Genomic DNA, 24,354 nt, shown 5'->3' with positions numbered 1-24,354 from the left:
TATATCCTTATTGATTCAACTTCTGATAGAAAAACTTGTTAAGGTGCGTTTTTATTAATTCGGTTTTCCCAGAAAGTCGCATTTTTAATGCCAAGTTTCTTAGGATCAAATGTATAAACCTCAACATTATCTTTTTGCTGACGTTCATAATCTCTTAATGCTTTAATTGCTGGTTTCGACATAAAGAAGATAATAAGAATGCCGATAATATTTAACCAAGCCATTATACCAACACCAACATCACCCATGCCCCAAGCAACATCAGCAGCTTTTATCGTGCCATAAAAAACAGCAACCATAATAAGCATTTTAAGCGCAAAAATTAGCCCTGGAATTTTTACAGTACGTCTTATATAAGCGACATTGTTTTCAGCAATAAAGTAGTATGCAAGAATAGTAGTAAAGGCAAAGAAAAATAACGCTAATGCGATAAATGGCTTACCAAAACCTTCAAGTACACTTTCTACAGCAATTTGTGTAAATGCAGGACTATTAGCTGCAATATCACCAGCGATATTTTGTACAATAAAGTTAGCCTGACCTTCTAACTGTACGTTATACGACTGTGTGATAATAATCATAAAGGCAGTAGCAGAACAAACGAACAAGGTATCAATGTAAACTGAAAAAGATTGCACTAAACCTTGTTGTGCCGGGTGCTCAACCTCAGCTGCAGCCGCGGCATGAGGACCAGTACCTTGACCAGCCTCATTAGAATACACACCACGTTTAACACCCCAACCAATTGCTGCACCAACACCTGCCATAGGTGAAAACGCATCACTAAATATTAAGGCAATTACACTAGGTAATCGGTCGAAATGCAGGGCAATAATTGTACATGCAATAATGATATAAGCTAAAGCCATAAATGGTACAACTACTTGTGTAAAATGAGCAATACGCTTTACACCACCAAAAATGATAAAACCTAGAATTAAAACAATAAAAACAGCGGTATACACTTTAGTTAATGCTAATTCACCAAAAGCAGTATCAATGTAGTCGCCGCTACCAAATACCATAACGACCGCTTCACCAATACTATTTGATTGTACTGTTGGTAATAAAGCGCCACAGGCAATAATTGTTGCAATAGCGAAAATCCAAGCGTACCATTTTTGTCCCATTGCTTTTTCTATATAGTAAGCGGGACCACCTCGGTATACACCATCACTTTCTTCTTTATATATTTGCGCATTAGTAGACTCTATATATGCAGTTGCTGCGCCAAAAAATGCAACTACCCACATCCAAAATACAGCGCCAGGTCCGCCAAAGCCGATTGCAGCAGCAACACCTGCGATATTACCAGTACCAACACGACCTGATAGAGAAACGGCTAGTGCTTGGAATGAAGAAATCCCTTGTTTGGAACTTTTACCTGATAAAAGCAGACGCCACATTTCACGAAAGTGACGTATTTGAACAAAACGTGTAATCACTGAAAAGAAAAGACCTGCACCTAAACATAAATAGATTAATGCTGGACTCCAGATAAAATTATTGAGTGTATTTACTAACTCTTGCACTGTTTAACTCCTAATTATTATTTTTATTATTGGTTGTTTTATCTTAAGTCATCTACCACATGATAAATTGCAGACAATACGTCTCTACCCAACAAACTACTACGATTATCTGACCAACCAACGTTTAGATCAGGTAATAGCTCATTATCTTTAAATGGCATTTCAACGGTATAAGATAGACACTTAAACTCTTCTCCAACCCAATTAGCAGCGAGAGTTAAATTTGCTTTGCCAGGTTCATCTTTGTCGTAACCTTTATCATCTTGAAACTCAGGCGTGATATTTAATAGTATTGATTTGAATTTTTCTTCTAACGACTTTAATTTATCGTTGTATGAAGGGTTACCTTCACAACCTGCCACAAAGTTTACAGGTAACGCTTCATCACCATGAATATCTAAAAACATATCTACACCTGTTTGGCGCATTTTTTCACGTACTAAATATACTTCAGGGCTATTCTCTATAGTTGGTTGTGCCCATTCTCGATTAAGGTTTACACCTGCAGCATTTGTTCTTAAGTGCCCTCTTACAGAACCATCTGGGTTCATGTTAGGAACTACATAAAAAACGGCTTTGTTTAATAAAGCACGAGCAGCGCCGTCATCTTCGTCGAGTAAACGATCTAAAAAGCCTTCCATAAACCATTCAGCCATCGTTTCGCCTGGATGTTGGCGAGCTGTTAACCAAATTGTTTTTTTACCTTCACCCTCTTCACCTATCTTCAACAAAGAGATGTCTCTACCATCGATTGTTTGCCCTAATACTTGTAGTTGGCAGTCAATGTCGAGTTGGGCGTTATGAATTAAATCTTGATGGCGTTCGTAGCTATAAGGAGCAAAATATGCGAAGTATGTTGAATCATACTCTGGCGTAAATTTGATGGTTAAATGTTGTCCATCAAATTCTGTTGGCACTCTAAACCAATGTTCTCGGTCATAAGAGGCAACTGCTTGATACCCTGGCCAACCGTCTGTATACGCAGATTGGCCAGCATTAGTTATTTTAAGCGTATGCTCTATGTGCTCAAGGTTATGTAATTTAAAATGAAACCACTGAAAATAATCTGATTGATGATCTTTTTTTATTTCTAATTGAATATCATCAGCACGCTCTGCGGCAACAACATGAATATTACCACTATCAAAATTTGATGTTATTTGCATGAAAAGAGTTACTTGTTGTTAAAATGAAAGGCTAAGTGTACACAATCGTTATCAAGATCAGAAGACCTAAAATGATCTTAAATACAGCCCTAACTCTGTTGAATAACCAACAGATTTAGATTTGATGGAATTATGTTCATCAATAATATAATAACTAGGGTATGCGTAAACTTTAAATTGTTGTTTTATTTGTTCATTACCGAGTGCTATTGGAAATGTTAGTTGGTGTTGTTGAACAAAGTCATAAATTTCTTGTTCTGATGTGTAATCTAAACCTACCGCTATAACATCTAAATGTTCATTTTTTTCATAGAGTTTTTGTAAGTTATCAATGCTTGCATGACAAATACTACACCAAGGAGCGAAAAAATACAGAACAAGGTTTTTATCCTTTGCAACTAAGCGTATTTCCTCTCCGGCAGTCGTCATTAACACAGGTGAACTTTCAACTGCTGAATCAGTTGAGAGCATATCACTGGTTTTATACCATGAAAGTAGTTGAAAAATTAAAAAGAAAACAGTGACTTGAATTAATAAATTTTTGATCAATGATATGTCCTTTAAACGGCCTTATGATAATAATACCAATCTCACTAACTAAGTGATCATTTCTACTGGCTAAAACAATCAACTACTGCGTTATTTATTTTATAATTAGAACAACTAGTTATGAAAATAAAAGCCTTGTATTTGGCTGTTTTAACTGCGTATAAAATAGTTCACTTAATTAATGAAACTGGTATAAGACCGTTTAATTGAATAAAAAATTCTTTAGGAGACAGGTCTTAACTGATATGTGTAGCACCCTTCATATATGGTTGTAGCACTTTTGGAATTTCGACACTGCCATCGGCTTGTTGATAGTTTTCTAAAATTGCAACTAAGGTGCGCCCTACCGCTAAACCTGAGCCGTTTAAAGAATGTAACAACTCAGTTTGTTTAGTTTCATTATTTCTAAAACGTGCTTGCATTCGGCGGGCTTGGAAGTCACCCATATTCGAACATGAAGAAATTTCACGGTACGTATTTTGGGCCGGCAACCACACCTCTATATCAAATGTTTTAGTCGCACTAAAACCTATATCGCCGGTACAAAGAACAACGGTACGATAAGGTAATTCTAATAATTCGAGAATTTTTTCAGCATGCCCTGTTAATTCATCAAGTGCATTGAAGGAATCTTCGGGTTTTACTAGTTGTACCATTTCTACTTTATCAAATTGATGTTGACGAATTAATCCACGAATGTCTCGTCCTGACGAACCAGCTTCACTACGAAAACAAGGCGTGTGAGCACACATCTTTATTGGTAGTTCATCTTCTTCTACTATTTCATCTCGAACTAAGTTAGTTAATGGTACTTCAGCAGTTGGAATCAATGAAAATTGACGGTTAGCTAAGTCTGTATGAAATAAATCTTCGCCAAACTTTGGTAACTGCCCTGTTCCATAAAGTGATTGATGATTAACTAAATAAGGAACGTACATTTCTTGGTAACCATGTTGCTCGGTATGAATATCAAGCATAAATTGTGACAATGCTCGATGAAGCTTTGCAATTTGCCCACGCATTACGGCAAATCGTGTACCTGCGATTTTAGCGCCGCTTTCAAAATCAATACCTTTACCTAGAGAAGCACCAATATCAACGTGATCTTTAATCTCAAAGTCAAACGTTCTCGGAGTCCCCCAACGTTTAACTTCTACGTTATCATCTTCACTTTCACCTTGTGGTACAGACTCGTCGATTAAATTTGGAACAGCACTAACAATAGCATCAATTTTTGCAAGTACATCGTTTTGTTCATCTTTTGCTGATTCAAGTTCAGCACCGAGCTGGCTTACTGCAGCTAACAAAGGTGCAATATCTTCACCACGAGCTTTAGCTTGGCCGATAGACTTAGATTGAGTATTACGTTGATTTTGCAACTCTTGGGTTTTAATTTGAATTGCTTTACGTTGCTCTTCTAATAGATTGAAGGCTTCTATATCTAAAGAAAAGCCTCTTTTTGCTAAGTTTTCAGCTACGGTAGTTATATCTGTTCTAAGTTGTTTTGGATCAAGCATGATGAATTACGTTTCTTATTTAGTTACTTTTAAAAATATTGGCAGTTATGCCAATGGGTATTATTTAATTGTTTTGTCTAGGGGCTGTTGATCTTTCGATTTACAGCTCTGTTGCACTTGAATAAGGTGTCAATCGAGGCGCTTAATGTAATATTTGGTTTTCCAAATGCACATTAAGCAACAAAGAGTGACGCTTTTTCAAGACAACCCAAAGGGCTATGGTTATTTTTCAACCTAACTACGTTATGTTATCTTAAAAAATAACCAATAGCAGAGCCTAAAAGGAAAGATCAACAGACCCTAAAGTATTTAGGTTGTTCATTTGTTAAAAAATGTCACTAAATACAATCCTACTCCTGAGGCAAAAACACATAAACTCACGTTTAAAATTACATTAAGCATCGCCTTTAATAAATCACCTTGCTGAATAAGCAGCAAAGTATCCATTGAAAAGGTTGAGAATGTCGTAAATGCGCCAATAAAGCCGATACCTATCAAGGTTCGATAAATACTAACCTCAATTATTCCTTGGTCAATTAAGCCATAAAGCGTGCCCATAACCAGTGAACCGCAAATATTAACTGCCAACGTAGCAAAAGGGAAACCTTTTCCTAGCCAATTTAGAATTAACTGGGAAAAGTAAAACCTCAAACTAGCGCCACAGGCCCCACCAATGGCAACTGTGAAATAAAGTGTTGCGTTACTTATAGCGTTGCTCATCACTCTGCCTGTTCAATTGTGCTAAATAGTTTTGTTTTTCTTTTAATTGCTTTTCTAACCCACGTTCTGTGGGATGATAAAGGTAAGTTTGAGCAAGTTCTTCAGGGAAATAACACTCTCCTGCTGCAAAGGCATTAACCTCATCATGTGCATACCTATATTCTTGACCATGACCAAGATTCTTTGTGATCTGACTCGTTGCGTTTTTCAAGTGAAATGGAACATCTAAGTGGGATGTTTGCGCCGCTAATACCTTAGCTTGTTTAAATGCAACATAAACTGCGTTACTTTTAGGCGCTAATGCCATATAAACAGTTGCTTGAGCAATTGCCCTTTCACCTTCACTAGGGCCTACACGTTGAAAAGTATCCCACGCATTAATTGCAAGTTGCATCGCTCGTGGATCTGCATTGCCTATATCTTCACTTGCTATAGCCAGTAAACGACGAGCTACGTATAGCGCATCGCCCCCACCTGCTAATATTCTGGCATACCAATATAATGCAGCGTCGGGATCTGATCCTCTCACGGATTTATGAAATGCACTTATCAGGTCATAAAATGCATCGCCATTTTTATCATAGAGCGCAACTTTACTGCCTGCTACTTCGGCGATCCGTTGTTCTGTCAGGACAACTTCTTGGTTCTTTTCCTTTGTAGCAGAGGTGGCATTACTATCTTTGTCGGCGAAAGTGATACAGGTTTCAACCAAGTTTAACAACCTACGTGCGTCTCCATCGGCAATTGCAATAAGTTGAGCTTTACTTTTACCTTGAAGTTTAACGTTAATCTGTTGAGTTTCAGCAATATGATTTATGGCCCTGATGAGCACATTTTCAAGGTTTTGAGTCGTTAATTTTTTTAAGGTAAATACACGTGCGCGAGATAAAATAGCCTGATTTAATTCAAATGCAGGGTTTTCAGTTGTAGCACCAATAAAAATAATGGTGCCGTCCTCTATGTGAGGTAGAAAAGCATCTTGCTGACTTTTGTTAAAGCGGTGTACTTCATCAACAAAAAGTACCGTACGTTTTTGTTGATGGATTATACGTTGCTTGGCATTTTCAATTTCAGCTCTAATTTCTTTAATACCACTTGTTACCGCGGAAACCCTTGCTATTTCTGCATCAGCATGACTGGCAATAATTTCTGCTAAGGTAGTTTTGCCAGTACCTGGCGGTCCCCAAAATATAACCGATTGACATTTACCTTGCTCAATCGCTTGAGTGAGTGGCATACCAGGAGCGAGGATGTGTTCTTGACCAACATATTCAGCTAAAGTATTGGGCCTTAACTGTGCAGCTAATGGTTGAAACTGTTGATCAGCAGTAAAAGTTAAATCTAACGTACCATTACCGCTGGTCATCTAAATCAGCCCCGTCAGGTAATGTGAAAATGAACGTGTTATCGTTTAATGGGGTTTTACTATCGATGTTATTCAACGATATTTTACTTATTTGACCAGTTGAATCAATAATATCAAAGCCAACGAGTTGATTCGCAATAGTTTCACTAAAATATAAGGCTAAAGATTTAACTTTACTATTTTCATCTTTTGAATGGATGAGATAATGGGTGTCACTTTTTTTAATTACTTGATAGTGCTGCCATAATTCTTCATTACTATTACTTAATAATAATATCGGTGTGTTAGCTATCGATTGATTAATGCCATAAGCACTTGCCTGTTCAATAAAAGGGTCATAAAACCATAGTGTTTCACCGTCAGATACAATTAGAGATTCGTTAGGCTCTTCAGTAAACCAATAAACTAAATTTGGCTTGCTTACCTTTAATTTCCCTGTTGCTTCTTGAAGTAGGTTACCTTCTTCATCAAGTACTTGTTGTACAAAACTAGCACTAAATTGATGCACTTTCGCTAACATTGCTTTGAGCAATTGTTTTACCGTATTGTCATTTTCAGCACTAACTGTATTTAGTGCGCTAGCCTTGGTATTAGCTGTTGCTTCAGTTGAATAAACATTTGCTGAGAAGCTAAGTGCTGTTGTGATAATTAATGAAATAGTTGTTTGCTTTAACACTCTGATTAATCCTTAATTGGCGGTGGAGCTAGCACTTCTCTAGCGCCATTATTACCTGGAGTAGATACGACTCCTTGAATTTCCATTTGTTCAACAATACGTGCAGCACGGTTATATCCAATACGAAATTTTCGTTGAACACTAGAAATAGAAACCCGTCTAGTTTCAGTTACAAATTGTAGAGCTTCATCATAAATCGTATCTAATTCTTCTTCATCTCCTTCTGAGCTTTCCCCTGGCAGTAAAATATCTTGTTCGTTTTCACCAGATAATATTTCATCAACGTAATTAGGTTCACCTCGAGACTTCCAGTCTTTAACCACGGCGTGAACCTCATGATCGTCAACAAATGCGCCATGTACACGCGTGGGTAAACCTGAGCCAGGTGGTAAATAAAACATATCGCCATACCCAAGAAGTTGTTCAGCTCCTTGTTGATCTAGAATTGTTCTAGAGTCAATTCTAGATGAAACTTGTAATGCCATTCTCGTTGGAATGTTAGCTTTAATTAATCCGGTAATCACATCAACCGATGGTCGTTGTGTAGCTAAAATTAAATGTATTCCTGCTGCTCGTGCTTTCTGGGCAATACGGGCTATTAGTTCTTCAACTTTTTTACCAACAATCATCATCATGTCGGCAAATTCGTCAACAATAACAACAATGCTTGGTAATTTTTCAAGTAATGGTGGCGTTTGATCTAGTCCACTTGTAGGTTGCCACAGGGGGTCGATAATCGGGTCCCCTGCTTTAATTGCATTAGCAATTTTTACATTGTAGCCTTTTAAGTTACGCACGCCTAATGCAGACATTACTTTATAACGTCTTTCCATTTCACCTACACACCAACGCAATGCATTTGACGCTTGTTTCATATCGGTTACCACCTCAGAAAGTAAATGTGGTATTCCTTCATAAACAGATAACTCTAGCATTTTAGGATCGATCATTATCATGCGCACATCTTCTGGAGAAGATTTATAAAGTAAACTTAATATCATAGTATTAATAGCGACAGACTTACCTGAGCCAGTTGTACCAGCAACTAATAAATGTGGCATCTTAGCTAAATCTACAATAACAGGTTCTCCTGCAATGTCATGACCAATTGCCATGGTCAATGATGATGACGCTTGCTCAAATTTTTCGCTGGCTAATACGTCTCTTAAATATACAATTTCTCTATGTTTATTAGGTAGTTCTAGCCCTATTACTGACTTACCTGGAATAACTTCGACAACACGTACCGCCTTAGCTGATAACGAGCGTGCCAAGTCTTTTGAAAGGTTAGAAATTTTACTTACTTTTACACCTGGTGCTAAATCAAGTTCAAAACGAGTGATAACAGGACCTGGGTAAACACCAACAACATTGGCTTGAATACCAAACTCAGCTAACTTTGCTTCAACCAGTCGACTCACTTGTGTTAATTGCTCTTCATCGATAGGGTTTTCGGCTTTATCAGGTCGGTCGAGTAAATCAATTGAAGGCATCACCATTTGTTCATGCGCTTCGGGGTTTACTATCACTTTCTTGTGTGTGTTGTGTGAAACGTCAATTTTTTCAACATTTTCAAAAGCTGCGTTGATCTCATCATCACTGACATGTTCTTGAACATTAATCGCTAACGGCTCCCCCATTAAGTCATCAATATTAATAAAAGGCTCTATTTCATCGTCTAATTGAAATGGGCTATCATTTTTACTTGTTGAGATAATTTGTTGATTCTCTCGTGGGCTTAAAGAAGAGAATGCTTGATGAACATCTTCCTGATCAACATCGCCTACATTTCCAGCTAATGGTTTAGCTGACGTTAATGTGTTTTTATCAATTTTAGACTTTTTAATTGGCGAGTTTTCGTTTTCATTATTATCGGGTCTGCTATCAAACCTCGTTTTTATCCATAGTGGTAATGCGGTTGCTTTAAGTGCGAGTTTAATTATTGTTTCACCTAAAGCATCAATTAATTTTAGTAGGGAAATTCCTGTTACTAATACAAAACCAGATAATACAAAAGTTAAAAAAAGCAGCGTACTACCGACAAACGAAAAGTAAGGTAATACAGAGTTACTCAAGACATCCCCAAGAATACCACCAGCAGAAAAATAAAAAATATCATCAAAGTTCATACTAGCAATCGAAGTAATGCCGATATAAAACATGATAAACCCAATGAACTTAAGCCCTAATGTTAAATAATCAAGCTGAACAAGTTTGTAATATTTTTGAAAAAGTAACCAACCAACAATCGCTATTACAAAAGGTAGTGTATAAGCGACCATACCAAACACATTGAGAAGCATATCTGAAATATAGGCACCAACAGCTCCACCCAAGTTTCGAACAGGTGTTTGGTAACCTGTTTGTGACCAGCCGGGGTCTGCAGCATCGAAACTAAACAACGCTAGCATTATATACATAGCTAAAACACACGAAACTAATAAACCAGCCTCGAGCAGACGTTGTACACCATTAAGTTTTACCGGGGGAGAAATATCAGACAAATGTGTCACCGAATCCAAATTTTCATTATATATGTGTGTAAAGTACCAAACAATGCCATGCAATAAAATGCTTTAACGGTTAATTTAACTGCGTTAACGCTTAATTGGCAAAATATTCGACGATTTTACTTCTTCCATAACTACATAAGTTCGACTTTCGCTAACAGCAGGAAGCCGAAGAAGTGTATCACCAAGTAATTCTCGGTAAGCATTCATATCTGCTACCCGGGTTTTTAACAAAAAATCAAACTCACCCGAAACCAGGTGACATTCTTGAATGACGTCTAAACCATGTACGGCTTTTGAAAAGTCGTCAAATACATCTGGGCTTGTTTTGGTTAATGTTATTTCTACAATAACAAGTAATGCAGCATCAAGTAATTCAGGATTTAAAATAGCCTGGTAGCCAAGGATGTACTTTTCTTTTTCAAGTTTTTTTACGCGCTCTAAACAAGGTGTTGGGCTTAACCCTACACTTTTTGATAATTGGACATTAGAAAGCTTCGCATTTTTTTGTAACTCAACTAAAATGTTACGATCGATTCTATCTAACGATTTATTTGAATGACCTTTCACTTTATAAAACACCATAAAAAGCAGGTTGTATAGAATAATATATCGTAGTTTGAAAAAATTCGATAGGTTAATCCGTATATTTTTAATTATACTAGGCGCAAATATTACAACAAGTTAACAGAGATTATTTTATGATTATTGGTGTACCAAAAGAAATTAAAAACCACGAATATCGCATAGGCATGACTCCAGCTGGCGTTAAAGAGTTAATTGTTAATGGCCACGAAGTTATTGTTGAAAATAATGGTGGTGCTTCCATTGGCTTTGATAACGATCAATACATCGCAGCAGGCGCTAAAATTATTGATACGCCTGAAGAAATATTTGCTACAGCAGATATGATAATTAAAGTAAAAGAGCCACAGCCTAATGAATGTAAAATGCTTCGCCCTGGCCAAATATTATTTACGTACTTACATTTGGCTCCAGACCCAGTACAAACTGAATTATTAATTGCTTCAGGCGCAACTTGTATTGCATATGAAACAGTTACAGGCGCTACAGGCGGATTACCATTGTTAGCGCCAATGTCTGAAGTTGCAGGCCGTATGTCTATTCAAGCTGGTGCTCATGCATTAGAAAAAGCACAAGGCGGCTTAGGCGCATTATTAGGAGGTGTACCAGGTGTTGCACCAGCTAAGGTTATTGTTGTTGGTGGTGGTGTAGTAGGTACCCAAGCAGCTCGTATGGCTGTGGGTATGGGCGCAGACGTTACTATTTTAGACCGTTCTTTACCTCGTCTTCGTCAGTTAGACACTGAGTTTGATGGCCGTTTAAAAACGGTATATTCAACTGCTGATGCTATGGACCAACTTGTTGTTGATGCTGATTTAATTATTGGCGCAGTACTTATTCCTGGTGCAGCAGCACCTAAGTTAGTAACAGCAGAACACATCAAAATGATGAAAAAAGGCTCAGTAATAGTAGATGTTGCTATCGACCAAGGTGGTTGTTTTGAAACATCTAGAGCCACTACGCATCAAGATCCGACATATGTAGTTGATGGTGTTGTTCATTACTGTGTTGCCAATATGCCAGGCGGTGTAGCAAGAACGTCAACACTAGCATTAACTAATGCAACTATGCCATTTACAGTAACTATTGCTAATAAAGGCGCTAAGAAAGCGCTCTTAGACGATGTACATTTAATGAATGGATTAAATGTATTGGGCGGTAAAGTGACATACAAACCAGTAGCTGATGTTTTAGGTTATGAATTTGTTGAACCTGCAGTAGCACTAGCCACTTTATAATTAATTCAAAAACTACTTATTTAGCCGTTATCCGTGATAACGGCTTTTTTGTAGGTGCGGTACCAATCTCATTAACTATGCGATCATTTCTACTGGCTAAAACAGTCAACTACTGCGTTATTTATTTTATAAATAGGACAACTAGTTATGAAAATAAACGCCTTGTATTTGGCTGTTTTCACTGCGTATAAAATAGATCACTTAATTAATGAAACTGGTATTACTTTTCGTTGCTTACACGGAAGTAGATACTTAGCGTGAGCAGGACGCGGAAGCTGTCTAGCTCATTTATGTAGAATACTACACTTTATTCGCTACGCCTCAATTAAATCATGTTTAATTCGTACTCGAAAGATCAACACGCCCGAGTACAATAAGTAACCAATTTTTACCTTTTCGTAAAATTAATTGTGCAATTTAGGCATTTCGCTGATATTTTTAATGAAAACTTATTGTACCCACTTGAGTTTATTACTTAGAATCCCAATCAACTAGATATTGTTTATCATTTCCTTACTTTGGAGTAATTCATGAGCGAAGCAAGACATTGCCCGTTACTCATATTGGGCTCAGGACCAGCTGGTTATACTGCAGCAGTTTATGCAGCCCGCGCAAACTTAAACCCCGTAATGATCACAGGCATGCAACAAGGTGGACAACTTACTACCACAACTGATGTAGAGAATTGGCCCGGTGATGCTGATGACTTAACTGGCCCTGCATTAATGGACCGTATGCAAAAGCATGCCGAAAAATTTGATACTGAAATAATTTTTGACCATATAGAATCGGTTGATCTTACACAACGCCCGTTTAAGCTTACTGGCAGCAGTAATTATACTTGTGACGCGTTAATCATTTGTACAGGTGCATCAGCTCAGTATATTGGATTACCTTCTGAAGAAGCTTTCATGGGTAAAGGTGTTTCAGCTTGTGCTACCTGTGATGGATTTTTTTACCGCAATCAGAAAGTCGCCGTTGTTGGTGGTGGCAATACTGCTGTTGAAGAAGCACTGTATTTATCGAATATAGCGTCAGAAGTTCATCTGGTGCACCGTCGTGATACATTCCGCAGTGAAAAGATACTAACTGATCGTTTAATGGATAAAGTAGCAAATGGTAACATTACCCTGCACTTAGATCGCACGTTAGACGAAGTGCTTGGTGATAACATGGGCGTTACAGGAGTACGTTTAAAAGAAACAAATTCTGATGCAACTGAAGAATTAGCGTTAAGTGGTGTGTTTATTGCTATTGGCCATAAGCCTAATACCGATATTTTTAAAGGCCAACTTGATATGAAAGATGGCTACTTAACTATTAATAGCGGTACTAATGGTAATGCGACGCAAACAAGTATTGAAGGAGTATTTGCTGCCGGCGACGTAGCCGATCATATCTATCGCCAAGCAATCACATCTGCTGGTGCCGGCTGTATGGCTGCATTGGATGCAGAACGTTATTTAGACGCTAAACAGTCTAACTAAGATAATGTCTCAGACTCTCCAATGGCTAGAGCAGGAAAGTCTGAACTTCCCACCATACGATAGCGCTTTGTCCGACCCTAATGGATTACTTGCTATCGGTGGTGACTTATCAGTACAACGATTAGTCAAAGCATACTCTAACGGAATATTTCCTTGGTACAACGATCAGCAGCCCATTTTATGGTGGTGCCCTACTCCTCGTGCAATCATAAAGACTGATCAATTAATAATTAACCGCACTACTCGAAAGTTTCTTAATAAAACACATTATACGACTTCTGTAAATTTGGCTTTTGAAGCAGTTATCACCTTATGCGCAAATGCACCTTTTAGAAAAGAAGGTACATGGATCACAGAAGAAATGAAACAAGCGTATATTGATTTGCACCACGCAGGGTATGCACAATCAATTGAAGTGTGGGATGAACAAGAACTGATTGGGGGGTTATACGGTATTGCTATTAATGGCTACTTCTCTGGTGAGTCTATGTTTTATACTAAAGACAACGCGTCAAAAGTTGCATTAATCACACTTAATGAGTTATTAGCGTCTCAAAATATAACGTTTTTTGATTGCCAAATTGAAAACCCTTTCTTAAATGCTATGGGATGTATTGAAATTTCTCGTGATCAATTTATGTTAATTAAGAATAAAGCAATTAAAACGACTTTACCTAAAGACTTTTGGTTACCAAGAAAAGTTATTATTAAATAACATGTCCAAATAATTAACCGGCATAGAATCTATGAGTGAAAATTATCAACTTGGCATAACCGAGAGCTTTACTTGTAATTATCTACCTGATAAACAGGAACGTTTACTCGTTGCGACTGACTCTCGATTACACAATACTGAAAAGTATTCATGGTTGATGAGTGAAGGATTTCGTCGAAGTGGTGACCAAGTATATCGCCCTTATTGTTTAAACTGCCGTGCATGTAAGTCATTAAGAGTGATAGTTGACCAGTTTACACCATCGAAGAGTCAAAAACGTGTGTTAAAGAAAAACCAATCATTTAACATAAAAGTATCTTCAAACGTCTCAGAAAGTTATTACCCACTTTACGAACAGTATATCAACACACTTCATAGTGATGGCAGCATGTTCCCTGCAAATTTACAGCAATTTAATAGCTTTTTGGGTAACAATATCACTCAACAATTATTTATTGAAATTTATAGTAACGATACTCTTGTAGCTGTTGCTGTTACTGACGTTCTGCTAGATGCACTTTCTGCTGTATATACATTTTACCAACCAAAATTACAGTCATCTAGCCTAGGGGTTTTTGCTATTCTCAAACAAATAGAGATTACTAAGGTAATGGAGAAAAAACACCTTTATCTAGGTTATCAAATAGACGAATGTAAAAAGATGAATTACAAAAATCGCTATTACCCACATCAAATTTTGCAAGATAATTGTTGGCAAACTGTAAATAAATAGACTGATTGCTTTACATTAGCCGAACATTTCGGCATGATCTGCGCAGTTTTTTATTTATAGTAAATGAATTAAATAATTAATCTACTTAGCGCTACTTATAGCGAGCTTAATACAAACTAAATTTTTCAAGTATAGTCAATTCTATTTTTTGTTAATTTAATTCAGTCATCAGTTCGTTAATGCGCCAAAACAAAGCGAGTTTAAAAGGCTTATATGCAGTGTTATAGCTTTTGAGGAAGTTACTATTCCCCCTAAATTATGCATACCCATATGGTCCTAGTTTGTTAATTTTATATATTATCAAATTATGCCTATAAGCCTTTTAAATCTAGCCAAGTAGGTAATGAATTACTTCACTTAATATTATGCACACTTATAGAGGTTTAACGCCCAATGGCGAAAGAAGAAAATATTGAAATGCAAGGTACGGTTTTAGATACCTTACCAAATACTATGTTTCGTGTTGAATTAGAAAATGGACACGTTGTTACAGCTCATATTTCAGGTAAAATGCGTAAGAACTATATTCGTATTTTAACCGGCGATAAAGTTACGGTTGAATTAACGCCATACGATTTATCTAAAGGCCGCATTATTTTCCGTGCTAGATAACGATTAAGTTATAAAAAAAACCTGCTATCTAGCAGGTTTTTTTATATTCTTAATAACGTTTAGTGCTCAACAAGTTCTTTTTTGTTTTCACACGTTAAAACAAGCTTATCTTTTTTAACAGAAACTTTGGCTACACCACCATTTTTCAGCTCACCAAATAATAATTCATTAGCAAGCGGCTTTTTCAACTGCTCTTGAATTAATCGTGCCATAGGTCTAGCGCCCATTGATTTATCGTAGCCATGTGTTGCTAACCATTTTTTCGCATCTTTCGATAACTCTAACGACACACCTTTATCATCAAGCAATGCTTGTAATTCAACAAGGAATTTATCAACCACTTGGTATATTACTTCTGTACTTAAATGGTTAAACCAAACAATGTTGTCTAAACGGTTACGAAACTCAGGAGAGAAAATTTTGTTAATTTCATCCATAGCATCAATACTATGATCCTGTTGCTTAAAGCCAATTGATTGACGAATAGTTTCAGTAACTCCCGCATTAGTGGTTAACACTAAGGTGATATTTCTAAAATCAGCTTTACGGCCGTTATTGTCAGTTAATGTACCGTGGTCCATTACTTGAAGTAAAATATTGAAAACATCTGGATGTGCTTTCTCTATCTCATCAAGCAACACAACGGCATGTGGTTGCTTAATTACCGCATCAGTTAATAGTCCGCCTTGTTCATATCCTACATAGCCTGGAGGAGCGCCTATAAGCCGGCTGACCGCATGCTTCTCCATATACTCAGACATATCAAAACGTAATAACTCAACACCTAATATTTTTGCTAATTGTTGAGTTACTTCTGTTTTACCAACGCCTGTAGGCCCAGCAAACAAAAATGACCCAACAGGTTTCTTTTCATTACCAAGGCCTGCACGAGATAAACGAATAACTGATGATAGTTCATCAATGGCATGATCTTGCCCAAACACCACAAGTTTTAAGTTTCTATCTAAAGTTTTAAGACTATCAATTTCGGAGCTTGAAACCGACTTCTCAGGAATGCGCGCCATTTTAGCAACAATAGTTTCTATATCTGTATTGTTGATTACTTTCTTACGTTTAGACGCTGCAATTAATTGTTGCTTCGCACCAGCTTCATCAATAACATCAATGGCTTTATCGGGTAAGAATCTTTCATTAATGTATTTTGCTGACAACTGTGCAGCAGCTCTTAATGCCTTATTTGTGTAACGTATACCATGGTGTGACTCGTACTTTTCTTTCAATCCGATCAGTATTTTAGTTGTATCATCAACACTAGGCTCAACAATATCAATCTTTTGAAAACGGCGTGCAAGTGCACGGTCTTTTTCAAAGATTGTTTGATATTCTTGATACGTAGTTGATCCTAAGCACCGTAACTTACCTGAGGATAACAACGGTTTTATTAGATTTGATGCGTCCATCATGCCACCAGATGCAGCACCTGCTCCTATGATGGTATGAATTTCATCAATAAATAAAATGGCGTTACCTTCTTCCTCAAGCTCTTTTAATAATGATTTGAAACGTTTCTCAAAGTCGCCACGATACTTAGTGCCAGCAAGTAGTGCGCCCATGTCTAACGAATAAATTGTAGTATCAGCTAAAAACTCAGGTACTTTATCTGAAGTAATTAAATTAGCTAATCCTTCGGCGATTGCGGTTTTACCAACACCAGCCTCACCAACAAATAATGGATTATTTTTTCTTCGACGACCTAGAACCTGCAGGGTACGCTCTAACTCACTGTCTCTGCCAATTAGCGGATCTATTTTGCCTTTAAGTGCCTCTTCATTGAGGTTAATAGCAAAATTTTCAATTGTGCGTGGTTCATCTTCAACTTGGGGTGATATCTCATCTTGATTTAGACCATCTTGTCGTTCTATTTTTGCTATTCCATGAGAAATATAATTGACGATATCTAAGCGGCTAATATCAGATTTTTTCAAAAAGTATGCAGCTTGAGACTCTTGTTCGCTAAAAATAGCAACTAAAACGTTCGCTCCGTTTACTTCACTTTTACCTGATGATTGCACGTGAAAAACAGCTCGTTGTAATACGCGCTGAAAACCTAATGTTGGTTGAGTTTCTCTTTCCTCTTCACCTTCAGGAATAACGGGGGTAGTTTCACTAATAAAGCCAAATAGCTCCTTTCTGATCTTAACCATATCTGCACCACAAGCTTTTAATGCGTCAATTGAAGACGGATTATCGAGTAATGCAAGCAATAAGTGCTCAACGGTCATAAATTCATGACGCGACTCTTTAGCTTGACGAAATGCCAAATTAAGGGAAACTTCTAAATCTTTGTTCAACATAGGCTACTCCAACTATAAACCTCGTGAAATTACGCTTTTTCCATCATACACTTTAGCGGGTGTTGATGCTCTAAGGCGAAATTGCAAACTTGACTAACTTTTGTTTCTGCAACTTCTGCAGTATACGTGCCACAACGCGCCTTACCCTTATAATGAATGTCTAACATAATGTCAGTAGCTCGCTCTTCATTCATTCCAAAAAACTTACGTAAAACCTCAATGACAAAATCCATCGGCGTATAATCGTCATTCAGTAACATAACATTATACATTGGGGGCTTTTGGTGTTTTTCAATCGTCTCTTCATCAAGTACTACCTGATTATCGACTAACTCTTTCCATTTACTCATAATTATATATTAGTATCGACCTGATAATTTTGCTTTAAAAATTTAAATTATATTTTTATTAATTTCGTAAAAATATGGTGATTATGCTTGACTATTTCAAATATCCATCTACGATTTAAGGTGGTGTTTAAATTTTAGACATCATTATAGCTTTAATGCTTTTTTTGGGGAAGCATACCTAAATACCGAGAAATAGAGAAGGAAGTTGATGTATGGCTCACGGTACAGTTAAGTGGTTTAATAACGCAAAAGGTTTTGGTTTTATTCGTCCTGAAGATGGTGGTGAAGATATTTTTGCCCACTATTCTACTATCCAAATGGATGGTTATCGTACATTAAAAGCGGGACAGGATGTAAACTACGAATTAAATGCAGGTCCTAAAGGACATCATGCAGCAAGTATAACACCCTCTGAAATCGATGATATAGAATAAACCTTCAGATACTAACGCTCATGAAAAAACACAGCATTTGCTGTGTTTTTTATTGTATCAAGTATATCAGCCTACAAAGCAGGTGATCATTTCTACATGCTAGAACAATCAAGTAATGCGTTATTCATTTAATACTTGTCCTGAACAACTAGCTATAAAAATTAATACCTTCAACTTTACTGTTTTTCTTGCCGCCAAAGTAGAGTACTTAATTCATAACACCAATTAAAAAAAGTTGTTCATTCAGCGAGATTTAAAAGGCTTAGAGGCAAGGCACTGATCACAGATAATGGTTATTTTCGGTAACTGCTCCTGCGTTACCCTATTATCTCACTTCCATGTGGGACCTTATTTAAGTCAGTAACGCTGCGTATAAGCCTTTTAAACTCACCCTTAGGAGCTCGTCAGAAAAGTGATAACGTTACAAATTGATTGGATGGAGAATACTACACCTGCATCAATTTGCTTTGTGCTAACTTCCCTGACGATGCTCTGAATTGGTCAACTATTTATTTCAATTGGTATAAGACCGCTTTAAGCCTTTACATGTGATCAACAATACAATCTCCAAACTCTGAACATGTAACTAACGTTGCACCATCCATCAAACGTTCAAAGTCATAAGTTACTGTTTTTGCTTTAATTGCACCAGACATTCCTTTTAAAAGTAAATCTGCAGCTTCATACCATCCCATATGTCGTAACATCATTTCAGCTGATAATATTACTGAACCAGGATTAACCTTATTTAAACCCGCATATTTAGGAGCAGTACCATGTGTGGCTTCAAATATAGCTATTTCTTCACTGATATTCGCGCCAGGCGCAATCCCTATACCACCAACTTGTGCGGCTAAAGCATCAGATAAGTAATCGCCATTTAGGTTTAACGTTGCGATCACGCTATACTCTGCAGGTCTTAATAATATTTGTTGTAACATTGCGTCGGCAATAACATCTTTTATAATAATATCTTTACCCGTTTTAGGGTTTATTAGTTTACACCAAGGACCGCCATCTAGTGTTACAGCACCAAATGCTTCTTTGGCAATTTCATAACCCCATTCTTTAAAAGCACCCTCGGTATATTTCATAATGTTACCTTTATGAACCAAGGTAACCGACTCTCTGTCGTTATCAATAGCGTATTGAATAGCCTTCTTTACTAAACGTTGTGTACCTTCTTTAGACACAGGTTTAATGCCAATACCACAGTTTTCTCTGAAGCGAATGTTATTAACACCCATTTCATTAATTAGAAAGTCGATAAGTTTCTCAGCTTTTTCTGTACCTGCTTTATACTCGATACCGGCATATATATCTTCAGAGTTTTCCCTAAAAATAACCATATCAACTTCTTGAGGTTTTTTAACTGGACTTGGTACACCTGTAAACCATTGTACCGGACGTTGACATACAAAAAGATCAAGCACTTGTCGTAAGGCAACGTTTAACGAACGCATACCACCACCAACAGGGGTAGTTAATGGCCCTTTTATTCCAACTTTATATTGTTTGAAAGCCGCTAATGTTTCATCGGGTAACCATGTTTCGCTGTCATAAACTTGGGTCGCTTTTTCTCCAGCATAAACTTCCATCCAATGAATTTTTCGGTCTTGGTTATATGCTTTATCTACAGCGGCATTCACTACAGTGATCATTGTAGGCGTTACATCGACACCAATTCCATCGCCCTCAATGTAAGGAATAATAGGATTGTGAGGAACAATTAAGTTTCCATTTTCTAACTTAATCTCATTACCATTTTGGGGGATTGTTATGTTTTTGTACATAATAGCGGCCTCTTTTATTGCGACAATACGTAGAGCGAATAGCCCGAACTTAATTCTTAAGCTAATCGATCACGACTTATTAGACTAATACAGTATTGGTGATAGTCGGTATTAATTCCATGAATAATCGAACAAAGTTTATGTCAAAAAATAATTAATACCATATTATATACAACAAAAAGGGCTATTCGAATGAATAGCCCTAATACCTGATAACCTTCAATTTATAGCGGTGTAGCACTAAAAAGTAATCAAGTAAGATAATTTTCTATGTTTTAATTAAGGGACTAAAACAACCGGTATGCCACTATAATGTGCAAGTTTATTAGCAACGCTACCTAACACTAAGTCTGCTATTCGTGAGCGCCCTCTTCTACCAACAAAAAGCATTGATGCTTTTGTCTCTTTAACATAGTAATGAATTTTTTCTACCGGCTCACCCCATAATACAACACAACTAGCCTTTACACTTGGGGTAGCGGCACTTTCAACCATAGGTTGAAGTATGGTGTCAATGATGTTCTTTTCTTCTGCTACTTTATCTACGCTATCTGGAATAATTCCCTTAGTGGCCAAAGGATTACCAGAAGTATACTCATACGCATAAACTAGGTTAACATCTGCGCCAGTTTCAGCGGCTAATGAAATAGCTCGATTAACTGCCCTTTTACTCCATTCACTGCCATCTACACCAACTACATATAACTGCTTTGCCATGATAACTTCCTTAATAAATGATTTTACTAAACAATATAGAAATATAATACACGCTTACATGATAATAGCTAACGTAAAAACTGATTTAAAGATTTGATTCACCTTCACTTGAGCTAAATCAATAACCCGAACAACATTTAGACAACGCTATAGGAAAATAATATTTAAAACGGAGTTAAATTAGAGTTGCTTAAAAGCAATAATAGCTAGCTGCAGACCATTAACACACTGATAATCTCTGTTATTTTATAAAAATAGCCGGTTAATAACACTTTATCTATCTCGGAAAAAAGTCAAACGATTAAAAAAGGTAGCTGAATTTTAGCAACAGCTACCTTTAAACAAAAATATTAATACTTGAAGTTTCTTGTTTAAAAAACTCTGCCCATCCAACAAGTGGAGTGGGTATATTCAGTGTAAATTAGAAACGCCATACGGCTAAAAACTGTGCTGCATTATCATTAGTACCTTTCTCTCCTAGTTTATTTTTCCAGTACTGATATTCTATACCTACAAATAATCTACCAGCTTTATTACCTAACACTTCACCTAAATCTAAACGCACTTGGGGTTGGAATAAAATCCAGGATTCAAGTTCAGTTGTACCAAAATTGTTCGTTTGAGTGCGACCATCAATATATTCTAAGTGACCTTCAATACTCCAGCTTGTTGAGCCTACTTTAAACGGGTAAGCCCAAGCAAAATCAATCATAAAACTAGTATCTTCATCAACAACCGTAAATACTGAAGAGTCTGCGCTTCCACCACCTTGATGTATATAACTTGTTACATCAACTTGAGCAAAAGCAAAACCAGTTAGATCTAATGAAAACCTAACACCCGGTAATACCCAAACACTATTAACTTCAGGTGAAAAGTTCGCACCAGCGACCAAACCTATATCTTTTACTGGGCCAAATGCTATTTTATTACCCGTAATCGCGCCAAGGCTAAAGTGCGAATACCATTCTCCATAAAGTTCACTGCTATCAGTAACAGGAAAGTTTGCATCATCATTAACGCTATAGCGCGAATGGTCGATAAAGAAAAAGTTATCACCATACTCCCAACCACCTGCATGCTGAAAAGTAATAATGGTTGTATCGGCAGTACCACCAGTGCCAACTCGCTCTAATTCACCAAACGCTTGTAATTGTACTTCAGTAGTGCTCCAAGTTTCTGCTTGAGCCAAGTTGCTGATCCCTGCAGTTACTACTACAGCACTAATAGCTGCAGCATTTAACGTGTTTTTAATACTCATATAATACCCTTACTTACTTTATTTATGTTGTTATAAAAATTATTATCATAATTGTTATTAATTTATGCTTGTCTTTAAAATGAGCAAACACGACTAAGTAACTTTGTTTTTCCCATCAATGTAAAATTGCAAATCCTGACATCACTGTCAACTTTTATTTTAAGCATCAGAATAAACTTACAGAAAAAGAGAAAACTTGGAAAACAACATTTGTTGACACCTCTGATAGGGTTTGTTACTAGTTGTAAAACTAACTAAACTTTAACTTTGTAAGGTAAAAAATAATGAGCTTTCAATCTTTTAACCCACCAAGACGAATATTAATGGGACCTGGTCCATCGGACATTAGCCCACAAGTTTTATCATCTTTATCAAGACCTATTGTAGGTCACTTAGATCCATTGTTTATTGGCATGATGGATGAAGTAAAAGCTTTACTACAGTACGCATTTCAAACAAAAAATGAGTTTACAATCGCATTGTCTGCACCAGGTTCAGCGGGCATGGAGGCTTGTTTTGTGAATTTAGTTGAGCCGGGAGATAAAGTAATTGTTTGTCGCAATGGCGTTTTTGGCGACCGTATGGTTCAAAATGTTATTCGTGTAGATGCCGAACCAATAATAGTAGACACAACTTGGGGTCGAGCGGTTGAAATTGACAAAGTTGAGCAAGCTCTTATTGATAATCCCGATGCAAAGTTTGTTGCATTTGTTCATGCAGAAACAGCAACTGGAGCAGTTTCAGATGCAAAAACACTTTGCGCACTTGCCCATAAACATGACTGTTTATCTATTGTTGATGCAGTTACATCACTTGGCGGTATTGAGCTTAGAGTAGATGAATGGGGAATTGATGCAATCTATTCAGGTTCACAAAAGTGTTTATCTTGTGTACCTGGTTTATCACCACTTTCATTTAGTGAAAAAGCAGTAAGTGTTATTAAAAACCGAAAAACATTAGTTCAAAGCTGGTTTTTAGATCAATCTTTAGTGATGAGCTATTGGTCTGGTGAAGGCAAGCGTAGCTACCATCACACAGCACCTGTAAACTCATTATATGCGTTACATGAATCATTACTTCATTTGCATAATGAAGGCCTAGAAAATAGCTGGGATCGTCATAAAGCACAACATGAAGACTTAGCTAGAGGCCTTGAAAAGCTTGGTATAAAGTTTATCGTACCAAAGGAAGAGCGCTTACCACAGTTAAATGCTATTTATATTCCAGATGGCGTAGACGATGTTAAAGTTAGAAACTATTTACTTAATCATTACAACCTAGAAATTGGCGCAGGTTTAGGCGATTTTGCAGGCAAAGCATGGCGAATAGGTCTAATGGGTTATGCCGCAAGAAGCGAAAATGTTGCATTATGTTTAACTGCACTTGAAGATGCATTAAACCAATAAGCTTATCGCTAATTCAATCATATAACAGTTTTCACATTGTGAAATAAAAAGAAGTAATTATGAAGCACAAAATTGAGGTAATGATCTCAGAACAAACCATTAAAGAAAGAGTAGCTCAACTCGGTAAAGAAATATCAGCCCATTATCAAGACAGCGAAAATTTGGTAATGGTTGGTCTATTAAGAGGCTCGTTTGTTTTTATGGCTGACTTGGCACGAGTTATAGAAGTGGGTCACAGTGTAGATTTTCTCACTGCTTCTAGCTACGGGAATAATATGGAAAGCTCTAGAGATGTTCATATACTGAAAGATTTAGATGACAATATTGAAGGTAAAGACGTATTACTCGTTGAAGATATTATTGATACCGGTAATACCTTAAGTAAAGTCTTGCAAATATTAAATCTACGTGCACCGAATTCTATACAGATTTGCACTCTATTAGACAAACCAACTCGACGTGAACAACACGTAGACGTAAAGTGGGTAGGCTTTGTTATTCCCGATGAATTTGTTGTAGGTGTCGGGATAGATTATGCTCAACAATATCGCCATCTTCCCTATATTGGAAAGGTTGTTCCAATTGAAGAAGATCCAACACCTCCTAGTGCAGATTAAGCATATCATCGGTAAAGTATACAGACTGTATGAAGTATATTAGCTGGCAAGCGTT

Annotated in this window: 22 protein-coding genes; 8 read left to right on the top strand and 14 right to left on the bottom strand. The window is 37.0% G+C overall.

Going from position 1 to position 24,354, the window contains the following annotated elements; all coding sequences use genetic code 11:
* Positions 1 to 38: 38 nt before the first annotated feature.
* The 9 genes from QUD79_RS08205 to lrp form a co-directional block, all read right to left on the bottom strand.
* Positions 39 to 1,532 (bottom strand): alanine/glycine:cation symporter family protein, encoded by a 1,494-nt coding sequence (locus QUD79_RS08205; RefSeq protein WP_184422918.1) that lies wholly within the window; start codon positions 1,530 to 1,532, stop codon positions 39 to 41.
* A gap of 38 nt (positions 1,533 to 1,570) precedes the next feature.
* Complete coding sequence (locus tag QUD79_RS08200) at positions 1,571 to 2,698, bottom strand: M14 family metallopeptidase (protein WP_184422916.1); 1,128 nt, start codon at positions 2,696 to 2,698, stop codon at positions 1,571 to 1,573.
* 66 nt (positions 2,699 to 2,764) lie between these two features.
* Entirely contained in the window at positions 2,765 to 3,247 is a 483-nt protein-coding gene (locus tag QUD79_RS08195) for a TlpA disulfide reductase family protein (RefSeq protein ID WP_184422914.1), read from the bottom strand.
* 236 nt (positions 3,248 to 3,483) lie between these two features.
* Entirely contained in the window at positions 3,484 to 4,764 is a 1,281-nt protein-coding gene (gene serS, locus QUD79_RS08190) for a serine--tRNA ligase (protein ID WP_184422912.1), read from the bottom strand.
* A gap of 318 nt (positions 4,765 to 5,082) precedes the next feature.
* Positions 5,083 to 5,484 carry a fluoride efflux transporter CrcB gene (crcB, locus tag QUD79_RS08185; RefSeq protein WP_184422910.1) on the bottom strand — a complete coding sequence of 134 codons (402 nt, stop codon included), beginning with the start codon at positions 5,482 to 5,484 and terminating at the stop codon, positions 5,083 to 5,085.
* Positions 5,465 to 6,850 carry a replication-associated recombination protein A gene (locus QUD79_RS08180; RefSeq protein WP_184422908.1) on the bottom strand — a complete coding sequence of 462 codons (1,386 nt, stop codon included), beginning with the start codon at positions 6,848 to 6,850 and terminating at the stop codon, positions 5,465 to 5,467. The genes crcB and QUD79_RS08180 overlap by 20 nt, the downstream gene beginning before the upstream one ends.
* The gene (gene lolA / locus QUD79_RS08175; protein ID WP_184422906.1) at positions 6,837 to 7,526 is read right to left on the bottom strand and encodes an outer membrane lipoprotein periplasmic chaperone LolA; all 690 of its coding nucleotides are present in this window, start codon (positions 7,524 to 7,526) and stop codon (positions 6,837 to 6,839) included. The genes QUD79_RS08180 and lolA overlap by 14 nt, the downstream gene beginning before the upstream one ends.
* Positions 7,527 to 7,531: 5 nt before the next feature.
* Positions 7,532 to 9,946, bottom strand: coding sequence for a DNA translocase FtsK (locus tag QUD79_RS08170; protein ID WP_184423032.1), 2,415 nt, complete (start codon positions 9,944 to 9,946; stop codon positions 7,532 to 7,534).
* A gap of 177 nt (positions 9,947 to 10,123) precedes the next feature.
* Positions 10,124 to 10,606: a leucine-responsive transcriptional regulator Lrp gene (gene lrp / locus QUD79_RS08165; protein WP_286290680.1), complete on the bottom strand. Its 483-nt coding sequence runs from the start codon at positions 10,604 to 10,606 to the stop codon at positions 10,124 to 10,126.
* Between the two features lie 131 nt (positions 10,607 to 10,737).
* Here lrp and ald point away from each other — a divergent pair, with 131 nt between their 5' ends.
* The 5 genes from ald (at position 10,738) to infA (ending at position 15,406) form a co-directional block, all read left to right on the top strand.
* Entirely contained in the window at positions 10,738 to 11,859 is a 1,122-nt protein-coding gene (ald, locus tag QUD79_RS08160; RefSeq protein ID WP_184422902.1) for an alanine dehydrogenase, read from the top strand.
* A gap of 530 nt (positions 11,860 to 12,389) precedes the next feature.
* The gene (gene trxB / locus QUD79_RS08155; RefSeq protein ID WP_184422900.1) at positions 12,390 to 13,346 is read left to right on the top strand and encodes a thioredoxin-disulfide reductase; all 957 of its coding nucleotides are present in this window, start codon (positions 12,390 to 12,392) and stop codon (positions 13,344 to 13,346) included.
* Positions 13,347 to 13,350: 4 nt separating this feature from the next.
* Entirely contained in the window at positions 13,351 to 14,061 is a 711-nt protein-coding gene (gene aat / locus QUD79_RS08150; RefSeq protein ID WP_184422898.1) for a leucyl/phenylalanyl-tRNA--protein transferase, read from the top strand.
* Between the two features lie 31 nt (positions 14,062 to 14,092).
* Positions 14,093 to 14,794 carry an arginyltransferase gene (locus QUD79_RS08145; RefSeq protein ID WP_184422896.1) on the top strand — a complete coding sequence of 234 codons (702 nt, stop codon included), beginning with the start codon at positions 14,093 to 14,095 and terminating at the stop codon, positions 14,792 to 14,794.
* A gap of 393 nt (positions 14,795 to 15,187) precedes the next feature.
* Positions 15,188 to 15,406 (top strand): translation initiation factor IF-1, encoded by a 219-nt coding sequence (gene infA / locus QUD79_RS08140; RefSeq protein WP_011043571.1) that lies wholly within the window; start codon positions 15,188 to 15,190, stop codon positions 15,404 to 15,406.
* Between the two features lie 59 nt (positions 15,407 to 15,465).
* On the opposite strand, the gene clpA is transcribed toward infA, so the two are convergent.
* Positions 15,466 to 17,721 carry an ATP-dependent Clp protease ATP-binding subunit ClpA gene (gene clpA, locus QUD79_RS08135; protein ID WP_184422894.1) on the bottom strand — a complete coding sequence of 752 codons (2,256 nt, stop codon included), beginning with the start codon at positions 17,719 to 17,721 and terminating at the stop codon, positions 15,466 to 15,468.
* 29 nt (positions 17,722 to 17,750) lie between these two features.
* A complete protein-coding gene (gene clpS / locus QUD79_RS08130; protein ID WP_184422892.1) occupies positions 17,751 to 18,071 on the bottom strand; it encodes an ATP-dependent Clp protease adapter ClpS in 321 nt (106 codons plus the stop codon).
* A gap of 212 nt (positions 18,072 to 18,283) precedes the next feature.
* Between clpS and cspD the strand changes: the two genes are divergently transcribed.
* A complete protein-coding gene (cspD, locus tag QUD79_RS08125) occupies positions 18,284 to 18,505 on the top strand; it encodes a cold shock domain-containing protein CspD (RefSeq protein WP_184422890.1) in 222 nt (73 codons plus the stop codon).
* A 542-nt stretch (positions 18,506 to 19,047) separates the two neighbouring features.
* On the opposite strand, the gene icd is transcribed toward cspD, so the two are convergent.
* From icd to QUD79_RS08110, 3 genes are all read right to left on the bottom strand, one after another.
* Positions 19,048 to 20,298 carry an NADP-dependent isocitrate dehydrogenase gene (gene icd / locus QUD79_RS08120; RefSeq protein WP_221435134.1) on the bottom strand — a complete coding sequence of 417 codons (1,251 nt, stop codon included), beginning with the start codon at positions 20,296 to 20,298 and terminating at the stop codon, positions 19,048 to 19,050.
* A gap of 279 nt (positions 20,299 to 20,577) precedes the next feature.
* On the bottom strand, positions 20,578 to 21,015 hold the full coding sequence (locus QUD79_RS08115; protein ID WP_184422887.1) for a universal stress protein: 438 nt from the start codon (positions 21,013 to 21,015) through the stop codon (positions 20,578 to 20,580).
* Positions 21,016 to 21,436: 421 nt separating this feature from the next.
* On the bottom strand, positions 21,437 to 22,276 hold the full coding sequence (locus QUD79_RS08110) for a hypothetical protein (RefSeq protein WP_184422886.1): 840 nt from the start codon (positions 22,274 to 22,276) through the stop codon (positions 21,437 to 21,439).
* Between the two features lie 284 nt (positions 22,277 to 22,560).
* Here QUD79_RS08110 and QUD79_RS08105 point away from each other — a divergent pair, with 284 nt between their 5' ends.
* Together QUD79_RS08105 and hpt are read left to right on the top strand one after the other, a co-directional pair.
* Positions 22,561 to 23,682 carry a pyridoxal-phosphate-dependent aminotransferase family protein gene (locus QUD79_RS08105; protein ID WP_184422884.1) on the top strand — a complete coding sequence of 374 codons (1,122 nt, stop codon included), beginning with the start codon at positions 22,561 to 22,563 and terminating at the stop codon, positions 23,680 to 23,682.
* A 59-nt stretch (positions 23,683 to 23,741) separates the two neighbouring features.
* On the top strand, positions 23,742 to 24,299 hold the full coding sequence (gene hpt / locus QUD79_RS08100; RefSeq protein ID WP_184422882.1) for a hypoxanthine phosphoribosyltransferase: 558 nt from the start codon (positions 23,742 to 23,744) through the stop codon (positions 24,297 to 24,299).
* The last annotated feature ends 55 nt before the right edge of the window (positions 24,300 to 24,354 follow it).

Source organism: Thalassotalea piscium, assembly GCF_030295935.1.
Lineage (GTDB): Bacteria > Pseudomonadota > Gammaproteobacteria > Enterobacterales > Alteromonadaceae > Thalassotalea_B > Thalassotalea_B piscium.
Note: the sequence above shows the minus strand (reverse complement) of the source record. Positions and strands in the feature narration are given on the sequence as shown.